The sequence below is a fragment of the Rhodococcus sp. NPDC047139 genome (genome assembly GCF_040643435.1).
In the GTDB taxonomy this organism is placed as follows: domain Bacteria; phylum Actinomycetota; class Actinomycetes; order Mycobacteriales; family Mycobacteriaceae; genus Rhodococcus.
The window spans coordinates 331,665-348,498 of record NZ_JBEYUH010000004.1; the positions used below are offsets into that span (position 1 = coordinate 331,665).

The following is a 16,834-nucleotide window of genomic DNA, read 5'->3' on the forward strand; positions in this document are numbered from 1 at the left end:
CCGTGGTGGCAGTGCAGGAGGGGCACCATGTTCAAAAAACTCGTTGTAGCAATTGCGGGAGTACTCGCACTGGTCGGAACGGGTTCGGGTGTGGCCGTCGCGGCTCCCCCGGTAACCCTCGGCGGAGGGTCGGGAATCACTCTCGGATCCGGTGGAGAGGACATCTACGACTGCACTCTCACCACGATCGGTAACGATTCGGCCGGTCGCCTCGTCGGTCTCACCGCAGGACACTGCGGAGAACCGGGCATGACGGTGAAGGCCGAATACGACACTGCCGCGGGACCGGTGGGTCGGGTAGCTTCGAGCGTCCCCACGCTCGACTACGCCGTCATCGTGTTCGACCGAGACAAGGTGGTCCCGGTCAACCGTGTGGGCAACGTGACGATCACGGGTGTCGGTGCCCCTGCGAATTTCCCGGACGTCGCGTGCAAGGAAGGCCGCACCACCGGCAACACGTGTGGCGTCGTGTGGGGCGACGTGTTCGGCTCGCAGGAGACCTGGACGCAGGTCTGCGTCATCGAAGGCGACTCGGGTGCCCCGGTGGTGGTGGGCTCGACCCTCGTCGCGATGGTCAACGCCTATCTGCTGGCACCGTGCGCAGGTCCTGCGGTCGGAACGAACATCGACGTGATCCTGTCCGACATCAACGCCGGTGGTGGCCCGGGCGCAGGTTTCCGCCCGATCTAGCATCCCCGGACGCGGGGAGGACTCACCCGGCCCTCACCCGCACACCGCACCGTTCGAGGCGGAGCCGACCAGCTTCGTGTACTTCGCCAGTACACCCCGGGTGTAGCGCGGCGGCAGAGGTTCCCAGCCTTGCCGCCGCGTTTCCATTTCCTCCTCGTCGACCAGCACATCGAGACGTCCCTGCGAGACGTCGAGACGGATCCGGTCGCCGTCGCGGACGAACGCGATGGGACCGCCGTCGACGGCCTCCGGAGCAACGTGTCCGACGCACAGCCCGGTAGTGCCCCCGGAGAAACGGCCGTCGGTGAGCAGCAGGACGTCCTTGCCGAGACCGGCGCCCTTGATGGCCCCCGTGATCGCGAGCATCTCGCGCATTCCGGGACCACCTTTGGGCCCTTCGTAACGGATGACCACCACATCGCCGGCCGTGATGGTGCCGTCCTCGAGCGCATCCATCGCCGCCCGTTCGCGTTCGAAGACCCGCGCTGTTCCCTCGAAGACCGATTCGTCGAAGCCGGCAGACTTCACGACCGCTCCACCCGGCGCGAGGCTGCCCCGCAGGATGGTGATGCCACCGGTGGGATGAATGGGGTCGTTCAGCGCACGCAGCACCTTGCCGTCCGGGTCCGGGGGCGCGATGCCTGCCAGGTTCTCCGCCACCGTGCGCCCGGTGACGGTGAGGCAGTCGCCGTGCAGCAGACCGGCGTCGAGCAGTGCCTTCATGATCACGGGTACGCCGCCGATGTGGTCGACGTCCTTCATCACGTGCCGTCCGAACGGTTTCACGTCGGCAAGGTGCGGCACCCGTGCGCCGACACGGACGAAATCGTCGAGCGTGAGATCGACGCGAGCCTCGTGAGCGATCGCGAGCAGGTGGAGCACGGCGTTCGTGGATCCGCCGAACGCCATGACCACCGCGATGGCGTTCTCGAAGGCTTCCTTCGTGAGGATGTCCGACGCGGTGATGCCGCGGCGCAACAACTCGACCACCGCTTGTCCGCTGCGGCGGGCGTAACCGTCGCGACGACGATCGGTCGCTGGAGGGGATGCACTCCCCGGCAGTGACATCCCCAGTGCTTCGGCGGAGGCAGCCATCGTGTTCGCGGTGTACATGCCGCCGCAGGCGCCCTCGCCGGGACAGATGGCGCGTTCGATCGCATCGAGGTCGGTCTCGGACATCAGGCCACGCGCGCAGGCTCCGACCGCCTCGAAGGCGTCGATGATCGTCACGTCGCGTTCGGTGCCGTCCGAGAGCTTCGCGATGCCGGGCAGGATGGAACCGGCGTAGAGGAAGACGGCGGCGAGATCGAGTCGCGCTGCGGCCATGAGCATTCCGGGCAGCGACTTGTCGCATCCCGCGAGCAGCACCGAACCGTCGAGTCGCTCGGCCTGCATCACCGTCTCGACGCTGTCGGCGATGACTTCCCGCGACACGAGCGAGAAGTGCATTCCTTCGTGCCCCATCGAGATCCCGTCGGATACGGAGATGGTGCCGAATTCGAGTGGGTAACCACCCGCGGCGTGCACGCCTTCCTTGACCGCTCGGGCCAGGCGGTCCAACGGGAGATTGCACGGGGTGATCTCGTTCCACGACGAGGCAACGCCGATCTGCGGTTTCCCCCAGTCGTCGTCGCCCATCCCCACCGCGCGCAGCATCCCGCGCGAGGCGGCCTTCTCCATGCCGTCGGTGACATCCCGGCTGCGGGGCTTGATGTCGGGCCGGTCCGTCATGAGGCCTGCCGGGGGTCGCGGCCGGTAAGTGCGAGGAGCCGGTCCTGTGGAGGAGCGTCGTCCGAGACCGGGACGGGATCGGCGAACAAGCCGCTCGAGGCGAGCATGTCGCGTTGGGGTTCGAGTTCGGCCAGCACCGCGTCGACGAGTTCGCCGTCGAGATTCTCGTCCGCGCCGATCGCCCGCGCGAGATCCCAGGTGTGCACCGCGACATCGGCGACCTGCTGTTTCAGATATTCGATGCACGGGACCGTCCCGTACGACAGATGGACCTCCTGAGCCGGTGAGGTCATCGCCCACGCGGCGGTCGCCTGTTCGGCGAATCGTGCCCAGTCGGCGGCGAGGTCGTCACCGATCGGTTCGAGCGCGGCCTTCGCGTCGTCGAGGGAACGGCCGGACAGCAACGGCTGGATCCAGCGCTGCTCGTCGACCACATGCCACACCAGGTCGGAGACGTCCCATTCGGTGTCCGGTGTGGGTACGTGCCAGTCGCTGATCTGCGCGACACGATCGTCGAACTCGCGGCGGGCAATTCGTTGCAGGGTGAGCCAGTCGGTCGCCATGGCTTCCAGCCTAGGTTGCGACCTCCTCGGCTCACGGCGATTTCAATTCCTGCGCTCGCGGGCGATGTGCGGGACGATCGGAAGCCCGCACAGTGTCGCCATCGAGGAGAAGTACATGTCTGTTCCCACCGTCGAACTCGCGCCCGGCCTGGTCGTCAGCGCCCAGGGTTACGGTGCGATGTCCGTCGCCCCCGCCTACGGCGAGGTGGACCTCGACGAGGCGCTCGCAACCCTGCACCACGCCGTGGACCTGGGTGTCACCTTCATCGACACGGCCGATGTGTACGGCGGCGGCACGAGTGAGAAGGTTGTCGGCAAGCTGCTTGAAGAGCGGCGGGACGAAGTCCAGCTGGCGACGAAGTTCGGTCTGGTCGGCGCGGTCGGGGGCAAGGGCACCGCCAACCGTCGCATCAACGGCCGCCCCGAGTATGCGAAGCAAGCCATCGACGACTCGCTCGGACGTCTGGGCGTCGACCACGTCGATCTGTACTACTTGCACCGTGTGGATCCCGAGGTGCCTGTCGAAGACACCGTGGGTGCTCTTGCCGAACTCGTACGGGCCGGCAAGGTGCGGCACATCGGATTGTCGGAGGCCACGGGCGACGAACTACGTCGCGCGCACGCCGTACATCCGATCGCGGCGATCCAGTCGGAATGGAGCATCGTCTCGCGGGACGTCGAACGATATGTAGTGCCCACCGCCGCAGAGCTCGGTATCGGTTTCGTGCCCTACTCGCCGGTGAGCCGGGGTCTGCTCACCGATGCCTTCGATCCCCGTCAGGTGAAGGAGAACGACCTGCGCAAGCGGTTCCCCCGCTTCGACCCCGATGCGCTGCCGGCCAACCTCGAGGTGCGCGAGGAGGTGCGCAGGATCGCGCAGGAGGCGGACGCAACGATCGCACAGATCGCCCTGGCGTGGCTGGACGTGAAAGGCCGTGAGTTCGGGTTGCCGTCGGTGTCGATTCCCGGTACCCGGTACGCGAATCGTGTCACTGAGAACGCCGGTGCGCTCGACGTCGTCCTCACGGACGAGCAGCTCGCGCGGTTGGACCGTCTTGCGGACAAGGTCGCCGGTCCTCGCGCAGCCGACCCGACGTGGGTGTCGCTCGGCCGCGAGTGATCCCCGATTGATTAGCCAGGTAAAAGACCTCGGAGTATCGTCTCCTCCCCATGAGGGCATGGCTGGTCTGGGGTGTCGGGGTATTCGCCTACATCGTCGCCGTCCTCCACCGGACGGCGTTCGGCGTCTCCGGCCTCGCAGCGACCGAACGGTTCGCGATCTCGCCGTCCGTGCTCTCCGGATTCGTCGTCCTGCAGCTCATCGTGTACGCCGGTATGCAGATCCCGGCCGGTGTGCTGCTCGACAGGTTCGGGTCGAGGCGGATGATCGCAGCCGGGGCCGTGATCCTCGCGATCGGCCAGGTCGTGCTCGCGACCACCGAGTCCTTGCCGGTCGCGTATCTCGCGCGAGTGTTGGTCGGCACAGGTGACGCTCTGACCTTCATTTCGGTGTTGCGACTCGTACCCGTGTGGTTCGCTCCCCGCCGGGTGCCTGTCGTGTCGCAGTTGACGGGCATCTTCGGCCAGCTCGGACAGGTACTCTCCGCGGTTCCGTTCGTCTTCCTGCTCACCGGCGTGGGCTGGAGTGCTGCTTACGCCGGCGCCGCGGCGCTGGGGCTGCTTGCTTGTGTGCTCGTCCTCGCCGTCGTGCGCGACACCCCGCGCGGCGAGGCGCGGGAGGTCACCGCGTCGGGATTGCGGGAAGTGATGGGCGGTCTCGGCACGGTGTGGCGTCGCCCCGGCACCAAGCTCGGCTTCTTCACGCACATGGGGACGCAGTTCTCGGTGACCACTTTCGCTCTGATGTGGGGTGTGCCGTATCTGGTCTCCGCGCAGGGCCTCTCACCTGCGGCCGCCGGCTCGATGCTGACCGTCTCCGTGATCACGGCCATCTCGGCCGGGCCGATCCTCGGGGTGCTGTCGGGGCGCTTTCCACTCAGGCGCTCGTGGCTCGTCCTGACGATCATCCTGGGGAGCGCCGTGACATGGTCGGTGGTGCTCGCCCTGCCCGGTCCCGCGCCGATCTGGCTGCTCGTAATGCTCGTGATCGTCATCTCGGTGGGTGGGCCGGGGTCGATGATCGGCTTCGACTACGCCCGCACGTTCAACCCCGGCTCCGCTCTCGGCACAGCGAACGGCATCGTCAACATCGGTGGCTTCCTCGCCACACTCCTCGTCGTGCAGACGATGGGGATCGTGCTCGACCGGCTCGGTGGTTACACCTTCGACGCGTTCCGGGTCGCATGGTTCGCGCAGTACCCGATCTGGGTGATCGCGTTCGCCGGTGTGCTCGTCACCCGGAGCCGTGCGCGCCGCGACGCCGGAGTCGAGACCCGATCGCTCCGCACGGTCGTACACGATCGCTTCGTCAGCGGCGGACGTTGAGCACCTCGGACGAATTCGCCGGCTCGCCGCTCGCCGAAAGCCCTATCATCGGGCGCTGAGCGGCCGACTGCGAACCGAGGAGACGATGTGACGAAGACCGGTCCCGAGAACGAGGTGCTGCTCGAACATCACGGTCCCGTCGCCGTGATCCGGCTGAACCGTCCAGATCGCCTCAACGCGTTCACCAACGAAATGGGAGAGCGACTCATCTCTCTCTTCGACGAGACCGACAGCGACGACGACGTACGGGCCGTCGTCCTCACCGGCACGGGCCGCGGGTTCTGCGCAGGCGCCGATCTTGCAGCAGGTGGCGACACCTTCGCTCTCGGCGACGACCCCGACACCGGTGGGGCTCCGCCGGACCTGGGCGGTCGCGTGACCCTGCGCATCTATCGATCTCTCAAGCCGGTGATCGCCGCGATCAACGGGCCGGCCGCGGGCGTGGGTGTCACCATGACCTTGCCCGCAGACATCCGCATCGCGGCGGACACGGCCAAATTCGGGTTCGTATTCACTCGTCGCGGCCTGGTCCCGGAAGCCTGCTCCACCTGGTTCCTTCCTCGGGCGGTCGGCGTCTCGACCGCTGTGGAATGGACCGTGGGCGGACGGATGGTGCCCGTCGAGGAAGCACTGGAACGTGGTCTCGTCCGTGAGGTGGTTCCCGCCGAACGCGTTCAGGAGCGTGCCCTCGAGATCGCACAGGAACTCGTGTCCGGAACCGCGCCGGTCTCGGTGGCGCTCACTCGGCAGCTGATGTGGCGGATGCTCGGAGCTCCGGACCCGCACGTCGCCCACAGGGCAGAGTCGATCGGGATCCACGTCCGGGGAACGTCCGGCGACGTCCGCGAGGGAGTGGAGTCCTTCCTGGAGAAACGGGAGCCGAAGTTCCCCGACCGGGTCTCGGACGGCCTGCCCGATCTGTTCGAACATCCGCATCCTCCGACCTGCACGTAGCGGAGCCTGAAGTCGCCCGTCGTCGTCGGGCTGGCAGACTCGATACCGAAGCACATCGAGGAGGAATCGAGTGACGACGACGGTGGGTGGACCCGAACCGGGTTCGCCGGCATCGGACGACGTGCAGGCACCGCTGGTCGCAGTGGAGCACCTCGCACAGGATCTCCGACGCGTTCTCATGGTGTACAAGTTCGGCGTCGACGAGATGATGACGAAGATCAACATCCTGCGCGAGGAGTTCACCTACGCTCGCGAATACAACCCGATCGAGCACGTCAAGTCGCGCCTGAAAAGTCCCGAGTCGATCCTCGCGAAGGCGGAACGCAAGGGTGCGCCGGCCTCACTCGACGGCATCCGCGAAACCGTTCGTGACATCGCCGGCATCCGCATCACGTGCAGTTTCACCTCGGATGTGTACCGGCTCATCGACATGATCACCGGGCAGCCCGATGTGACGGTGGTCGAGATCGAGGACTACATCGCGCGGCCCAAGCCCAACGGCTACAGCAGCGTGCACGTGATCGTCCAGATCCCGGTGTACATGTCCGACCGTGTCGAGCACGTCTACGTCGAGTTGCAGATCCGGACGGTCGCGATGGACTTCTGGGCGAGTCTCGAGCACAAGATCTACTACAAGCACGACCGGGTCGTGCCGGACGATCTTCGTGAGGAACTGCGGCTGGCTGCCGAGACCGCACGTGATCTGGACGTGCGGATGGAAGCCTTGCACGATCGCGTGCACGGTGTGCGCCCCCGCTGACGTCCGTCCGGGTGTACGAACGCCGCGCGGGCTCATGTCCGGATGCCCGGTGTCACGGGGTTACGGCCCGGTGGTCTGCTCGGTGGTCTCCTCGGCGGTCGGTGCGTCGCTTCCGGTGCCTTCCGCACTGTCGCTCCCCACGCTCTCCTTCTCGGTGCTGTCGCTCCCGGCGATGCCTTCGATGACGAGGCCGCCGTCGCCGACATCCACGTACACGGTGTCGCCGGCGACCAGGGCACCGGAGAGGATCAGTTTCGAGATCCGGTTGTCCAACTCCCGCTGCACGGTGCGCCGCAGGGGGCGGGCACCGAACTCCGGTTCGTAACCTTCCTCGGCGAGCCAATCGACGGCACGTTCGGTTACGTCGAGGCGCAGATCCTGCGCGCGCAACAGTCTGCGGGTGCCGTCGAGGATGAGTTCGACGACCTCGCGCAACTGTGCTTTGTCGAGACGATGGAAGACCACCGTTTCGTCGATGCGGTTGAGGAACTCGGGGCGGAAGTACGAGCGCAACCGTTCCATCAGCTGCGGGGTGAGGCTTTCGATGTCGTCGCCGGGGTGGGAGAGGATCAGATCGGATCCGAGATTACTGGTGAGGATCACGATGGTGTTCTTGAAATCGACCGTGCGTCCCTGTGCATCGGTGACGCGGCCGTCGTCGAGCAGCTGGAGAAGCACATTGAAGACGTCGGCGTGTGCCTTCTCGACCTCGTCGAACAGCACCACCGAGTAGGGCTGCCGCCGAACCTTGTCGGTGAGCTGCCCCGCCTCCTCGTATCCGACATATCCGGGTGGGGCACCGACCAGACGGGAAACCGTGTGCTTCTCCTGGAACTCACTCATGTCGAAACGGATCATCCGGCTTTCTTCACCGAAGACCGCCGAGGCCAACGCCTTGGCCAACTCGGTCTTGCCGACGCCGGTGGGACCGAGGAACAGGAACGAACCTATCGGGCGAGTCGGGTCCGCGAGACCGGCGCGTGCCCGGCGAACGCCTTCGGCGACGGCGCTCACCGCTTTGTCCTGACCGATCACTCGTTCGTGCAGAACGTCCTCGAGATCGAGCAGTCGCTGGCGTTCCTCGGCGGTCAACTCGGACACCGGGATACCGGTCTGACGCGAGATCACTTCGGCGATGTCCACCACCTCGACCTGAGGAGTGGAGGTCGGTGCCTCGGCTCCGGTGCGTTCCTGAAGTGAGACGATCTCCTTCTTCAGTTCTGCGGCTTTGCCGTAATCTTCCGAGGCGACGGCCGAATCCTTCTCCCGTTCCAGGCGAGCGAGTTCTTCTTCCTGCGACCGCGTGTCCGGATCCGGTGTCTTGGTCCGCAGCCGAACACGGGCACCGGCCTGATCGACGAGGTCGATGGCTTTGTCGGGCATGAACCGGTCGGTGATGTACCGGTCGGACAATTCGGCCGCGGCCACGAGTGCTTCGTCGGTGTAGTGAACCTGATGATGCTCCTCGTAGACGTCGATCAACCCGCGGAGGACTTCGATGGTGTCGTCGACCGACGGTTCGGTCACCATGACGGGCTGGAAGCGACGTTCCAGGGCGGCGTCCTTCTCGATGTGACGGCGGTACTCGTCGACGGTGGTCGCACCGATCGCGTGCAGTTCCCCTCGCGCCAGCGCAGGCTTGAGCAGGTTACCCGCGTCCATCGACCCCTCGCCGCCGCTACCTGCTCCGACGATGGTGTGCAGTTCGTCGATGAACAGGACCAGTTCCTCGGAGTGCTCGCGGACCTCGTCGAGGAGCTTGGTCAGGCGCTCCTCGAACTCTCCGCGGTACTTGCTGCCTGCGACGAGTGAGCCCAGGTCGAGGGCGATCACGCGTCTGTCGGTCAGTGTCGACGGCACGTCTCCATTGACGATGCGTTGCGCGAGGCCTTCGACGATTGCCGTCTTGCCGACGCCGGGATCGCCGATCAGTACCGGATTGTTCTTCCGGCGGCGGGAGAGGATCTCGACCGTTTGTGCGATCTCCTGGGTGCGGCCGACGACGGGATCGAGATTGCCGGCGCGGGCTTCTGCGGTCAGGTCGCGCCCGTAGGTGTCGAGGGTGGGGGTGTTGCTCGGAGCGGAACTGCCGCGGCCGCGCCCTTCGAGCCGGGCGCCGGCGAGGACATGGGCCGCCGGATTCTCGCTGTTCGCGGCGATACCGTAGAGGATGTGCTCGGGACCGATGTAGCTGGTCCCCGTCTGCCCGGCCTGTTGTTGGGCGGAGCGGAATGCCCGTTTCGCCGCCGGACTCAATACTGTCTGACCGGCGTCCTGTTCACCCTCACCGGTGAGTGTGCGCATCTGTTCGGCCACGTCGTCGGGATCGAGTCCGAGACCACTGATGATCCCTCGACCGGGATCTTCGAGCGTTGCGGCGTACAGGAGGTGTTCGGGGGTGAGTTCCGGGCTGCCCCACTCACGCGCTGCCCTTCCGGCACTGTCCACCAGGCGTTTCGCGTCCTCGTTGAGCAGTCGTCCCAGGTCGACTCGCTGTACCTGGGGTTGGCGGAGATTGCTCGACCCGAAGAACCGCTCGATGATGTCGTCGAATGGGTCGCGGGAAATCCAGCTGTCGGTCATTGTTTCCTCCGAGACGGAGAGGATGAAATCCGTTTCGACACTCACCCGCGGTACTTCGTGCCGGATCGCTGTGAGAGGCGTCCCGCCCGGTGATTCGGTGCCGGTTATCGATTTCGATCGTATACGGCACCGACGATCCTGGTGGCGTCTTGCGAGAGCCACTGTCCGAGGATGTCCCGCTACATCCCGGCGGACATCAGAAGGCGCCCCGACGGATCCGGAGCGGACCGTCGGGGCGCCTTCTGGCGTGTGTCTACTTGTAGCTGTAGAAGCCCTCGCCGGTCTTGCGGCCCAGGCGACCTGCATCGACCATGCGACGCAGCAGTGCCGGGGGAGCGTAGTGCGGCTCGGCGAACTCGTCGTACAGCGACTGCGCGGCATTGAGGGTGATATCGAGACCGACGGTGTCGATGAGGGTCAGCGGACCCATCGGGTAGCCGCAGCCGCCCTTCATCGCGGCATCGATGTCTTCCTTTGTCGCATAACCCGATTCGAGCATGCGCACGGCCGAGCAGAGGTACGGGATGAGCAGGGCGTTGACGATGAAGCCCGCCCGGTCGCCCGCCCGCACCGCCGTCTTGCCGAGGGTGTTCTTCGCGTAGTCGAACACCGCGTCGGCGGTGCTCTCGTCGGTGGTGAGCGCCGAGATGATCTCCACCAGCGGCATCACCGGCACCGGATTGAAGAAGTGGACGCCCACGACCTTGCCGGGCCGCTGGGTCGCCTGTGCCATCTTGATCACGGGGATCGACGACGTGTTGGTGGCGAGGATGCCTTCGGGCTTCACGATCTTGTCGAGCTCGGAGAAGATCTCCACCTTGAGCGACTCGATCTCGGGGGCCGCCTCGACGACGAGGTCGCGGTCGGCGAACTCGTTCAGGTCGAGGGTGACGCGGATCCGTCCGAGGATCGCATCGGCATCCTCCTGCGTGATCTTGCCGGACTTAACGGCGCGTCCGATCGACTTCTCCAGACGCTCACGTGCTGCAACCGCGAACGCCTCGGTGGTTTCCTTGACGAGGACGTCGCTACCGGCCTTCGCGCACACCTCGGCGATACCGGCACCCATCGTGCCGCCGCCGATGACGCCTACCTTCTCCACTGCCACTGCGTAACTCCTGATCGCTGTGATGTTCCGGGGGTAACCTACGCGACCGCGATCAGCGCAGAAGAGCGCGCGACATGACGACGCGCTGGATCTGGTTGGTGCCCTCGTAGATCTGCGTGATCTTGGCGTCGCGCATCATGCGCTCGACCGGGAAGTCGGTGGTGTAGCCGGCTCCGCCGAAGAGCTGCACGGCGTCGGTGGTGACCTCCATCGCGACATCCGAGGCGAAGCACTTCGCCGCGGCGGAGATGAAGCCGAGGTTGGCCTCGCCGCGCTCGGCGCGAGCCGCGGAGGTGTAGACCATCAGACGTGCGGCCTCGACCTTCATCGCCATATCGGCGAGCATGAACTGCACACCCTGGTTGTCGGAGATGGGCCGGCCGAACTGCTTGCGCTCCTTGACGTAGGCGATCGCCGCGTCGAGGGCTCCCTGGGCGAGGCCGACGGCCTGCGCGCCGATGGTCGGGCGGGTGTGGTCGAGGGTCGCGAGCGCGGTCTTGAAGCCGGTTCCGGGCTCACCGACGATGCGGTCGCCGGGGATGCGGCAGTTCTCGAAGTACAGTTCGGCGGTCGGCGAACCCTTGATACCGAGCTTCTTCTCCTTCGGTCCGACGACGAATCCCTCGTCGTCCTTGTGGACCATGAACGACGAGATGCCGTTGGCGCCCTTGTCGGGGTCGGTGACGGCCATGACCGTGTACCAGGTGGACTTCCCACCGTTGGTGATCCAGCACTTGGAGCCGTTGAGGATCCAGTCGTCACCGTCGGCCTTCGCGCGGGTACGCATCGACGCGGCGTCGGATCCCGCCTCACGCTCGGACAGTGCGTAGGAGGCCATCGCACCGTTCACGATGTCGGGCAGGACCTTCGCCTTGAGCTCGTCGGAGCCGCGCAGGATCAGGCCCATGGTGCCGAGCTTGTTCACCGCCGGGATCAGCGACGACGAGCCGCACACCCGCGCGACCTCTTCGATGACGATGCAGGTCGCGATCGAGTCGGCGCCCTGGCCTTCGAACTGCTCGGGCACGTGGATGGCGTTGAAGCCCGACTTGTTCAACGCGTCGAGGGCCTCCTGCGGGAAGCGCGAGTTCTCGTCGACGTCCTTGGCGTGGGGGGCGATCTCCTTCTCTGCGAGCGCGCGGATCGCTTCGCGGAGGGCCTCGTGCTCCTCGGAGAGCTGGAACAGATCGAAGTCGGGATTGAGGGCCATGACGGCGGACTCCTAACGGCACGCGGTGCCAGAGTTGAGGGCGTAGCTCCCCCGAGCATATCGAGGAGAGGGTTCGCGACGTGATGGAATATGACGATTCTAACCCCGGCACTGAGTGCCAGGTCAACGGTGGTGGTGTGTGTTCTCCAGCTGGAGTCGCACCTGCTCGGCGACCTCGGCCGGTGTCAGCTCGGGTGGATAGGTCACCACCGCGACGGCAGGTGGGGTCGGCGTCGCGCTTCGGCCGGCGCTCCCGTCGGCGGTCGGCACCACACCGAATGCGCGGCGCAACTCGAACAATGCCTGCTCGAGCCGTTCGGCAGTCGCGGTGTCGTCTCCACGGATCATCGCCCGCAACAGGAAGTTGTGCGTCGCGGTCATTGCGGCCGCGAAACTGACGGTGCGTACCGGCTTCTCTCCCGGTACCGCGGCGCGCAGAAAATCGGTGAACAACCTTTCGTAGCGATAGGTCGTGACGAGTTCGCGCTCCCGCAGCGCGGGCACCCGCTGCACCACCCGGTACCGCCACACCGCCAGCTCGCGCCGATCACGGAAGTGCCCGAACACCAGCTTGGCTCCCTCGCATGCCGCTGCCCAGGGGTCGTCGAAATCCTGTGACAGGTACTCGGCAACCTGCTCGAGCAGCGATTCGTGATCGGCGAATATCACGTCCTCCTTCGACCGGAACTGCCGGAAGAACGTCCGCCGCGACACCCCTGCGGCCACGGCGATCTGCTCGACGGTGGTCGATTCGTACCCGAATTCGGAGAACAACCGGATCGCTTGGGTGACGACATGCACCCGGAACTGGGCGGGATCGGGTCCCGCCGGGTCGAGGCGGCGGGTGGGGCTACCGGTACCGGAGGTCATGTCGTCGAGTATCCAATGTGGTCGTGGGGCGGCTGTTCACCCCGTGACGGCTTCGGCAGGGACGGGACGTGCAGGGGCGGGACGTGCAGGGGCGGTGGACACGGTCACCTCCGGGTAGGACGTACTCGGATTCGACGTCGTCTCGATCGTCGCAATACCGGGCCACATGCAGGTCACGAATCGTGGAAGTTGCCCGACTGCCCTGATCGCCGTCGGGGCCGCCGCCGGAAGAACTCGCGGACGGCGTGCAGCGTGCGCCGGACCCGCGACGCGGCAGCGGGGCGCTCGAGGACGTCGGTGCCCACCGGGGTGGGTGGCCGCACGGGCCAGCTGTCGTCGAGGTCGGTGACCTCGCGGCCCAGCCCGCGTAGATACTCGGCGAAACTGCGTTGACGTTCGGCATGCCAGGCGGCCTGGTCGGTCATGATGTCGAGATCGGCGAGTTCCGGATATCTCGCGACGAGCGCGCGGGTGAGATGGCCGGCGGCGAGGGCGTCTGCCTCGGCTTCGTGAGGATCGGTCAGCGGCACCCCGTATGCCTCGCATACCGCCTGGAGTGTGCGCCTGCCTGGGCGACTGCGGTCCATCTCACGGTCGATGACATAGGGATCGACGACCGTGCCGATGTCCAGCCCGGTCAGGCCGAGGCGGCGCCCCTCGGTATCGAGCACCGTGAGGTCGTAGCTGGCGTTGAACGCGACGACGATGTGGCCGCGTGCCCACGCGTCGCACACTGCCTGGCGAATCTGCCGGTAGCCGTCGAGATAGTCGAGTCCCTCGGAGCGCGCCCGCTCGGTGGTGATGCCGTGGATCGCGGTGGTCTCCTCGGGTATGGCGATGCCGGGGTCGAGCAGCCACGAACGCGTGTCGACGCGGTCGCCGTCGAAGGTCGCGACACAGGCCGTGACGATACGGGCGTTGCGTGGATCCCGATCGGTGGTCTCGAGATCGAACGCGCAGATCGGTCTGTCCGGCCAGGGCGTCATGTTCGGTCCTCGCGTCCGTCGGGTCGTCGGTCGTGTCGGACGCATTGTTGCGGGAGGCACCGACATCCCTCACGCGGCGGACCGGTCAGATCGTGTCGGTGCACACCACGAAGTTGCGCTCCCGGTACACGAAGCCACCGCCGGAGATGGAGCACTCGTTGACGTCGGAGGTGTCGAGAAGGATCTCGGTCACCTCTTCGCCCTGGATCGCAGGCTCGCCACACTCGATGCGCTTCGGATCCTCGCCACCGAGGTCCATGCAGTGACCCACCACCCAGTCGACATCGAGACACAACGCCCCTACCTCGACACCTCCGAACGACTCGTAGTAGGTCTGGTCGATGTCACCGGGGCACATGGCGCTCGCGTCCACGACCTCGACGACCTTGTAGTTGGAACTCGGGCTACCGCAGGTCGCCTGGTCGATGGTCGCGTCGTCGACCGTGCCGCCGAGCGCGATGCATTCGCCGGGTGCGACGTCGATGCTCAACTCCGTCGAGGGCGACGTCGTCGGGCTCGTGGAAGGCAGGGAGGTGGACGGCGCAGTGGAGGTGGCCGTGGCGTCGGCGTCCGGAACGGCCTGGCCTTCGATCTGGGACGAGCATCCTCCGAGTACACCTGCTGCCACCACTGCCATCGCGGCCGCGGCGGCCGCCCGTCGGAGAACGTTCATGTTCGAAGAGCCTACGGAAGCGCTGCTCGAGCCCGCGCAGGGTGGAACGATGTGCCGCATGGACCTGCCTGTGGTACCGCCGCTCGCTCCGATGCTCGCCAAGGTCTCCTCCACTGTTCCTTCCCAACCGGAGGACGGTCCGCCGCAGTGGTCGTACGAACCCAAATGGGACGGTTTCCGTGCGATCGCCTTCCGCGACGGCGACGAGGTGGTTCTCGGGTCGCGCGGGGGCAAGGACCTCGTGCGGTACTTCCCGGAGCTCGCCGACGCGGTGCGAGCCGAACTTCCCCACCGGTGCGTGGTGGACGGGGAGATCGTCGTCCCGCGCGAGCGCGACGGCCGCACCCGGCTCGACTGGCAGGCCTTGTCCGAGCGCATCCATCCCGCCGCGAGCCGGGTCGCGCTGCTCGCCGAGCAGACCCCCGCCGTCTTCGTCGGTTTCGATCTGCTCGCCGTCGGCGACGAGAACCTCATGCAGGCACCCTTCGCGGATCGGCGTACACGGCTGCGGACCGAGATCGGCGGTGGCAAGAGTTGCCACGTCACGGTGGCGACCACCGATACCGACACGGCCCGACGATGGTTCGAGGAGTTCGAAGGAGCAGGTCTCGACGGCGTGATCGCCAAGCGGCTCGACGGGCTCTACCTGCCCGACAAGCGGGAGATGCTCAAGCTCAAGCATGCTCGTACCGCCGATTGTGTCCTGATGGGTTACCGCAAACACAAGAGTGTCGACGGTGTCGGTTCGCTGCTGCTCGGGCTCTACCACGAAGGTGAACTCGCGATGGTCGGCGGTGCATCGGCGTTCACGCGGGAGCGCCGCGAGGAACTGCTCGCCGAACTGCAGCCGCTGCGCCTCGGCGAGGACCTCGTCGAGCAGGGCGAACCGACTCGCTGGCGTTCGGCGGTGGATCGAAGCTGGGTGCCGCTGCGTCCCGAACGTGTCGTCGAGGTCGCGTACGACCAGATGGAAGGTGTGTCGGGGGCAGGGATGCGGTTCCGGCATGCGGCGAGGTTCCAGCGTTGGCGTCCCGACCGCGAGCCCGAGAGTTGCACTTTCGAACAGCTCGAGGTGCCGCTGCGTTACGACCTGTCGGACGTGCTCGACCGGACGGAGGACTGATATGGCCGCGAAACGTTCGCCCGCCGAAGAACTGGCCGTGGACGGGATTGCCGTGCGGCTGTCGAACCCCGACAAGATCTATTTCCCGCAACTCGGTGCCGACGGCGGAACGAAGCGGCACCTCGTGGAGTACTACCGCAGGATCACCACCGAGTTCGATGCCCCGCTGCTGACCGCTCTGCGAGACCGGCCCACGCATCTGCAGCGATTTCCCGACGGCATCGAAGGAGAGGAGATCTACCAGAAGCGAGCACCGGTCAAGCGACCCGATCACGTCGCGACGTGTGAGATCACCTTTCCGTCGGGGCGCACGGCCGATGCGCTGCGCGTGCGTTCGGCCGCCGACGTGGTGTGGGCGGCGAATCTCGGCACCGTCACCTTCCACCCGTGGCCGGTGCGGTGCGGCGACACCGACCGGCCCGACGAACTGCGCATCGACCTCGATCCGCAGCCCGGAACCGATTTCGGCGATGCCCGGTCCGTGGCGCTGGAGGTCGTGCGTCCTCTCCTCGACGAACTCGGGCTGACGGGATTCCCGAAGACGTCCGGTGGGCGGGGTCTTCATATCTACCTGGGGATCGTGCCCGAATGGGACTTCGTCGGGGTCCGCCGTGCCGGGATCGCGCTCATGCGTGAGATAGAGCGGCGTAGTGAAGGACGCGCGACGACGGCGTGGTGGAAGGAGGAACGCGGCGAACGGTTGTTCCTCGACTACAACCAGAACGCACGGGACAAGACGATCGCATCGGCATATTCGGTACGGCGCACCCCGACCGCGACCGTGTCGACCCCGGTGACGTGGGACGAACTGGCAGACGCCGAACCTGACGATTTCACCATCGCGACCGTGCCGGATCTGCTGGCCGAGCGCGGTGATCCGATGGCGGATCTCGCCGCGCACGCGCAGAAGCTGGACCTCCTGCTCGAGATGGCGGAGCGCGATACGGCAGCCGGTCTCGGCGACCTGCCGTATCCGCCGAATCACCCGAAGATGCCGGGGGAGCCCAAGCGTGTGCAACCGTCCCGCGATACCGATCGCGCCACGAACACGTGAACGGTGTTCGCCCGGACGTTCCGAATCGCGTCCCTGTCGTGACCTCGACGATGGGATCTTCGGGGCGACGATCCATAGACTGGC

Annotated in this window: 15 protein-coding genes; 7 read left to right on the plus strand and 8 right to left on the minus strand. The window is 66.3% G+C overall.

What is annotated here, in order from left to right; translation table 11 throughout:
- Positions 1–27: 27 nt before the first annotated feature.
- Positions 28–690 carry a serine protease gene (locus tag ABZ789_RS07355; RefSeq protein ID WP_358421150.1) on the plus strand — a complete coding sequence of 221 codons (663 nt, stop codon included), beginning with the start codon at positions 28–30 and terminating at the stop codon, positions 688–690.
- A gap of 33 nt (positions 691–723) precedes the next feature.
- On the opposite strand, the gene ilvD is transcribed toward ABZ789_RS07355, so the two are convergent.
- Together ilvD and ABZ789_RS07365 are read right to left on the minus strand one after the other, a co-directional pair.
- A complete protein-coding gene (gene ilvD / locus ABZ789_RS07360; RefSeq protein WP_358421152.1) occupies positions 724–2,421 on the minus strand; it encodes a dihydroxy-acid dehydratase in 1,698 nt (565 codons plus the stop codon).
- Complete coding sequence (locus ABZ789_RS07365) at positions 2,418–2,984, minus strand: TIGR03086 family metal-binding protein (RefSeq protein WP_358421155.1); 567 nt, start codon at positions 2,982–2,984, stop codon at positions 2,418–2,420. The genes ilvD and ABZ789_RS07365 overlap by 4 nt, the downstream gene beginning before the upstream one ends.
- Positions 2,985–3,099: 115 nt before the next feature.
- Here ABZ789_RS07365 and ABZ789_RS07370 point away from each other — a divergent pair, with 115 nt between their 5' ends.
- The 4 genes from ABZ789_RS07370 to ABZ789_RS07385 all read left to right on the plus strand — a co-directional run bounded on the left by ABZ789_RS07370 (position 3,100) and on the right by ABZ789_RS07385 (position 7,143).
- Positions 3,100–4,104 carry an aldo/keto reductase gene (locus tag ABZ789_RS07370; protein WP_358421158.1) on the plus strand — a complete coding sequence of 335 codons (1,005 nt, stop codon included), beginning with the start codon at positions 3,100–3,102 and terminating at the stop codon, positions 4,102–4,104.
- 50 nt (positions 4,105–4,154) lie between these two features.
- Positions 4,155–5,429, plus strand: a complete 1,275-nt coding sequence (locus ABZ789_RS07375) for an MFS transporter (protein WP_358421161.1) — start codon at positions 4,155–4,157, stop codon at positions 5,427–5,429.
- 87 nt (positions 5,430–5,516) lie between these two features.
- On the plus strand, positions 5,517–6,383 hold the full coding sequence (locus ABZ789_RS07380; RefSeq protein ID WP_358421164.1) for an enoyl-CoA hydratase-related protein: 867 nt from the start codon (positions 5,517–5,519) through the stop codon (positions 6,381–6,383).
- A 70-nt stretch (positions 6,384–6,453) separates the two neighbouring features.
- A complete protein-coding gene (locus ABZ789_RS07385) occupies positions 6,454–7,143 on the plus strand; it encodes a GTP pyrophosphokinase family protein (protein WP_358421167.1) in 690 nt (229 codons plus the stop codon).
- A 60-nt stretch (positions 7,144–7,203) separates the two neighbouring features.
- Here ABZ789_RS07385 and ABZ789_RS07390 read toward each other — a convergent pair whose 3' ends face one another.
- The 6 genes from ABZ789_RS07390 to ABZ789_RS07415 all read right to left on the minus strand — a co-directional run bounded on the left by ABZ789_RS07390 (position 7,204) and on the right by ABZ789_RS07415 (position 14,573).
- A complete protein-coding gene (locus ABZ789_RS07390; protein ID WP_358421170.1) occupies positions 7,204–9,726 on the minus strand; it encodes an ATP-dependent Clp protease ATP-binding subunit in 2,523 nt (840 codons plus the stop codon).
- Positions 9,727–9,979: 253 nt separating this feature from the next.
- Positions 9,980–10,828 carry a 3-hydroxybutyryl-CoA dehydrogenase gene (locus tag ABZ789_RS07395; protein WP_358421259.1) on the minus strand — a complete coding sequence of 283 codons (849 nt, stop codon included), beginning with the start codon at positions 10,826–10,828 and terminating at the stop codon, positions 9,980–9,982.
- Between the two features lie 58 nt (positions 10,829–10,886).
- Positions 10,887–12,044: an acyl-CoA dehydrogenase gene (locus tag ABZ789_RS07400; protein WP_358421173.1), complete on the minus strand. Its 1,158-nt coding sequence runs from the start codon at positions 12,042–12,044 to the stop codon at positions 10,887–10,889.
- A 123-nt stretch (positions 12,045–12,167) separates the two neighbouring features.
- Positions 12,168–12,914, minus strand: coding sequence for a TetR family transcriptional regulator (locus tag ABZ789_RS07405; RefSeq protein ID WP_358421176.1), 747 nt, complete (start codon positions 12,912–12,914; stop codon positions 12,168–12,170).
- 173 nt (positions 12,915–13,087) lie between these two features.
- Entirely contained in the window at positions 13,088–13,900 is an 813-nt protein-coding gene (locus ABZ789_RS07410) for a 3'-5' exonuclease (protein ID WP_358421179.1), read from the minus strand.
- Between the two features lie 85 nt (positions 13,901–13,985).
- Positions 13,986–14,573, minus strand: coding sequence for a hypothetical protein (locus ABZ789_RS07415; RefSeq protein WP_358421182.1), 588 nt, complete (start codon positions 14,571–14,573; stop codon positions 13,986–13,988).
- 58 nt (positions 14,574–14,631) lie between these two features.
- Here ABZ789_RS07415 and ABZ789_RS07420 point away from each other — a divergent pair, with 58 nt between their 5' ends.
- Both ABZ789_RS07420 and ABZ789_RS07425 read left to right on the plus strand, forming a co-directional pair.
- A complete protein-coding gene (locus ABZ789_RS07420; protein WP_358421262.1) occupies positions 14,632–15,696 on the plus strand; it encodes an ATP-dependent DNA ligase in 1,065 nt (354 codons plus the stop codon).
- Between the two features lies 1 nt (position 15,697).
- Positions 15,698–16,750, plus strand: a complete 1,053-nt coding sequence (locus tag ABZ789_RS07425) for a DNA polymerase domain-containing protein (protein WP_358421185.1) — start codon at positions 15,698–15,700, stop codon at positions 16,748–16,750.
- Positions 16,751–16,834: the final 84 nt, after the last annotated feature.

Excerpts from the sequence above, each read along its gene's own strand:
- ABZ789_RS07355 (WP_358421150.1), top strand. The coding sequence starts at position 28 with ATGTTCAAAAAACTCGTTGTAGCAATTGCGGGAGTACTCGCACTGGTC.
- ilvD (WP_358421152.1), bottom strand. The coding sequence starts at position 2,421 with ATGACGGACCGGCCCGACATCAAGCCCCGCAGCCGGGATGTCACCGAC.
- ABZ789_RS07365 (WP_358421155.1), bottom strand. The coding sequence starts at position 2,984 with ATGGCGACCGACTGGCTCACCCTGCAACGAATTGCCCGCCGCGAGTTC.
- ABZ789_RS07370 (WP_358421158.1), top strand. The coding sequence starts at position 3,100 with ATGTCTGTTCCCACCGTCGAACTCGCGCCCGGCCTGGTCGTCAGCGCC.
- ABZ789_RS07375 (WP_358421161.1), top strand. The coding sequence starts at position 4,155 with ATGAGGGCATGGCTGGTCTGGGGTGTCGGGGTATTCGCCTACATCGTC.
- ABZ789_RS07390 (WP_358421170.1), bottom strand. The coding sequence starts at position 9,726 with ATGACCGACAGCTGGATTTCCCGCGACCCATTCGACGACATCATCGAG.
- ABZ789_RS07400 (WP_358421173.1), bottom strand. The coding sequence starts at position 12,044 with ATGGCCCTCAATCCCGACTTCGATCTGTTCCAGCTCTCCGAGGAGCAC.
- ABZ789_RS07405 (WP_358421176.1), bottom strand. The coding sequence starts at position 12,914 with ATGACCTCCGGTACCGGTAGCCCCACCCGCCGCCTCGACCCGGCGGGA.
- ABZ789_RS07410 (WP_358421179.1), bottom strand. The coding sequence starts at position 13,900 with ATGACGCCCTGGCCGGACAGACCGATCTGCGCGTTCGATCTCGAGACC.
- ABZ789_RS07415 (WP_358421182.1), bottom strand. The coding sequence starts at position 14,573 with ATGAACGTTCTCCGACGGGCGGCCGCCGCGGCCGCGATGGCAGTGGTG.
- ABZ789_RS07420 (WP_358421262.1), top strand. The coding sequence starts at position 14,632 with ATGGACCTGCCTGTGGTACCGCCGCTCGCTCCGATGCTCGCCAAGGTC.
- ABZ789_RS07425 (WP_358421185.1), top strand. The coding sequence starts at position 15,698 with ATGGCCGCGAAACGTTCGCCCGCCGAAGAACTGGCCGTGGACGGGATT.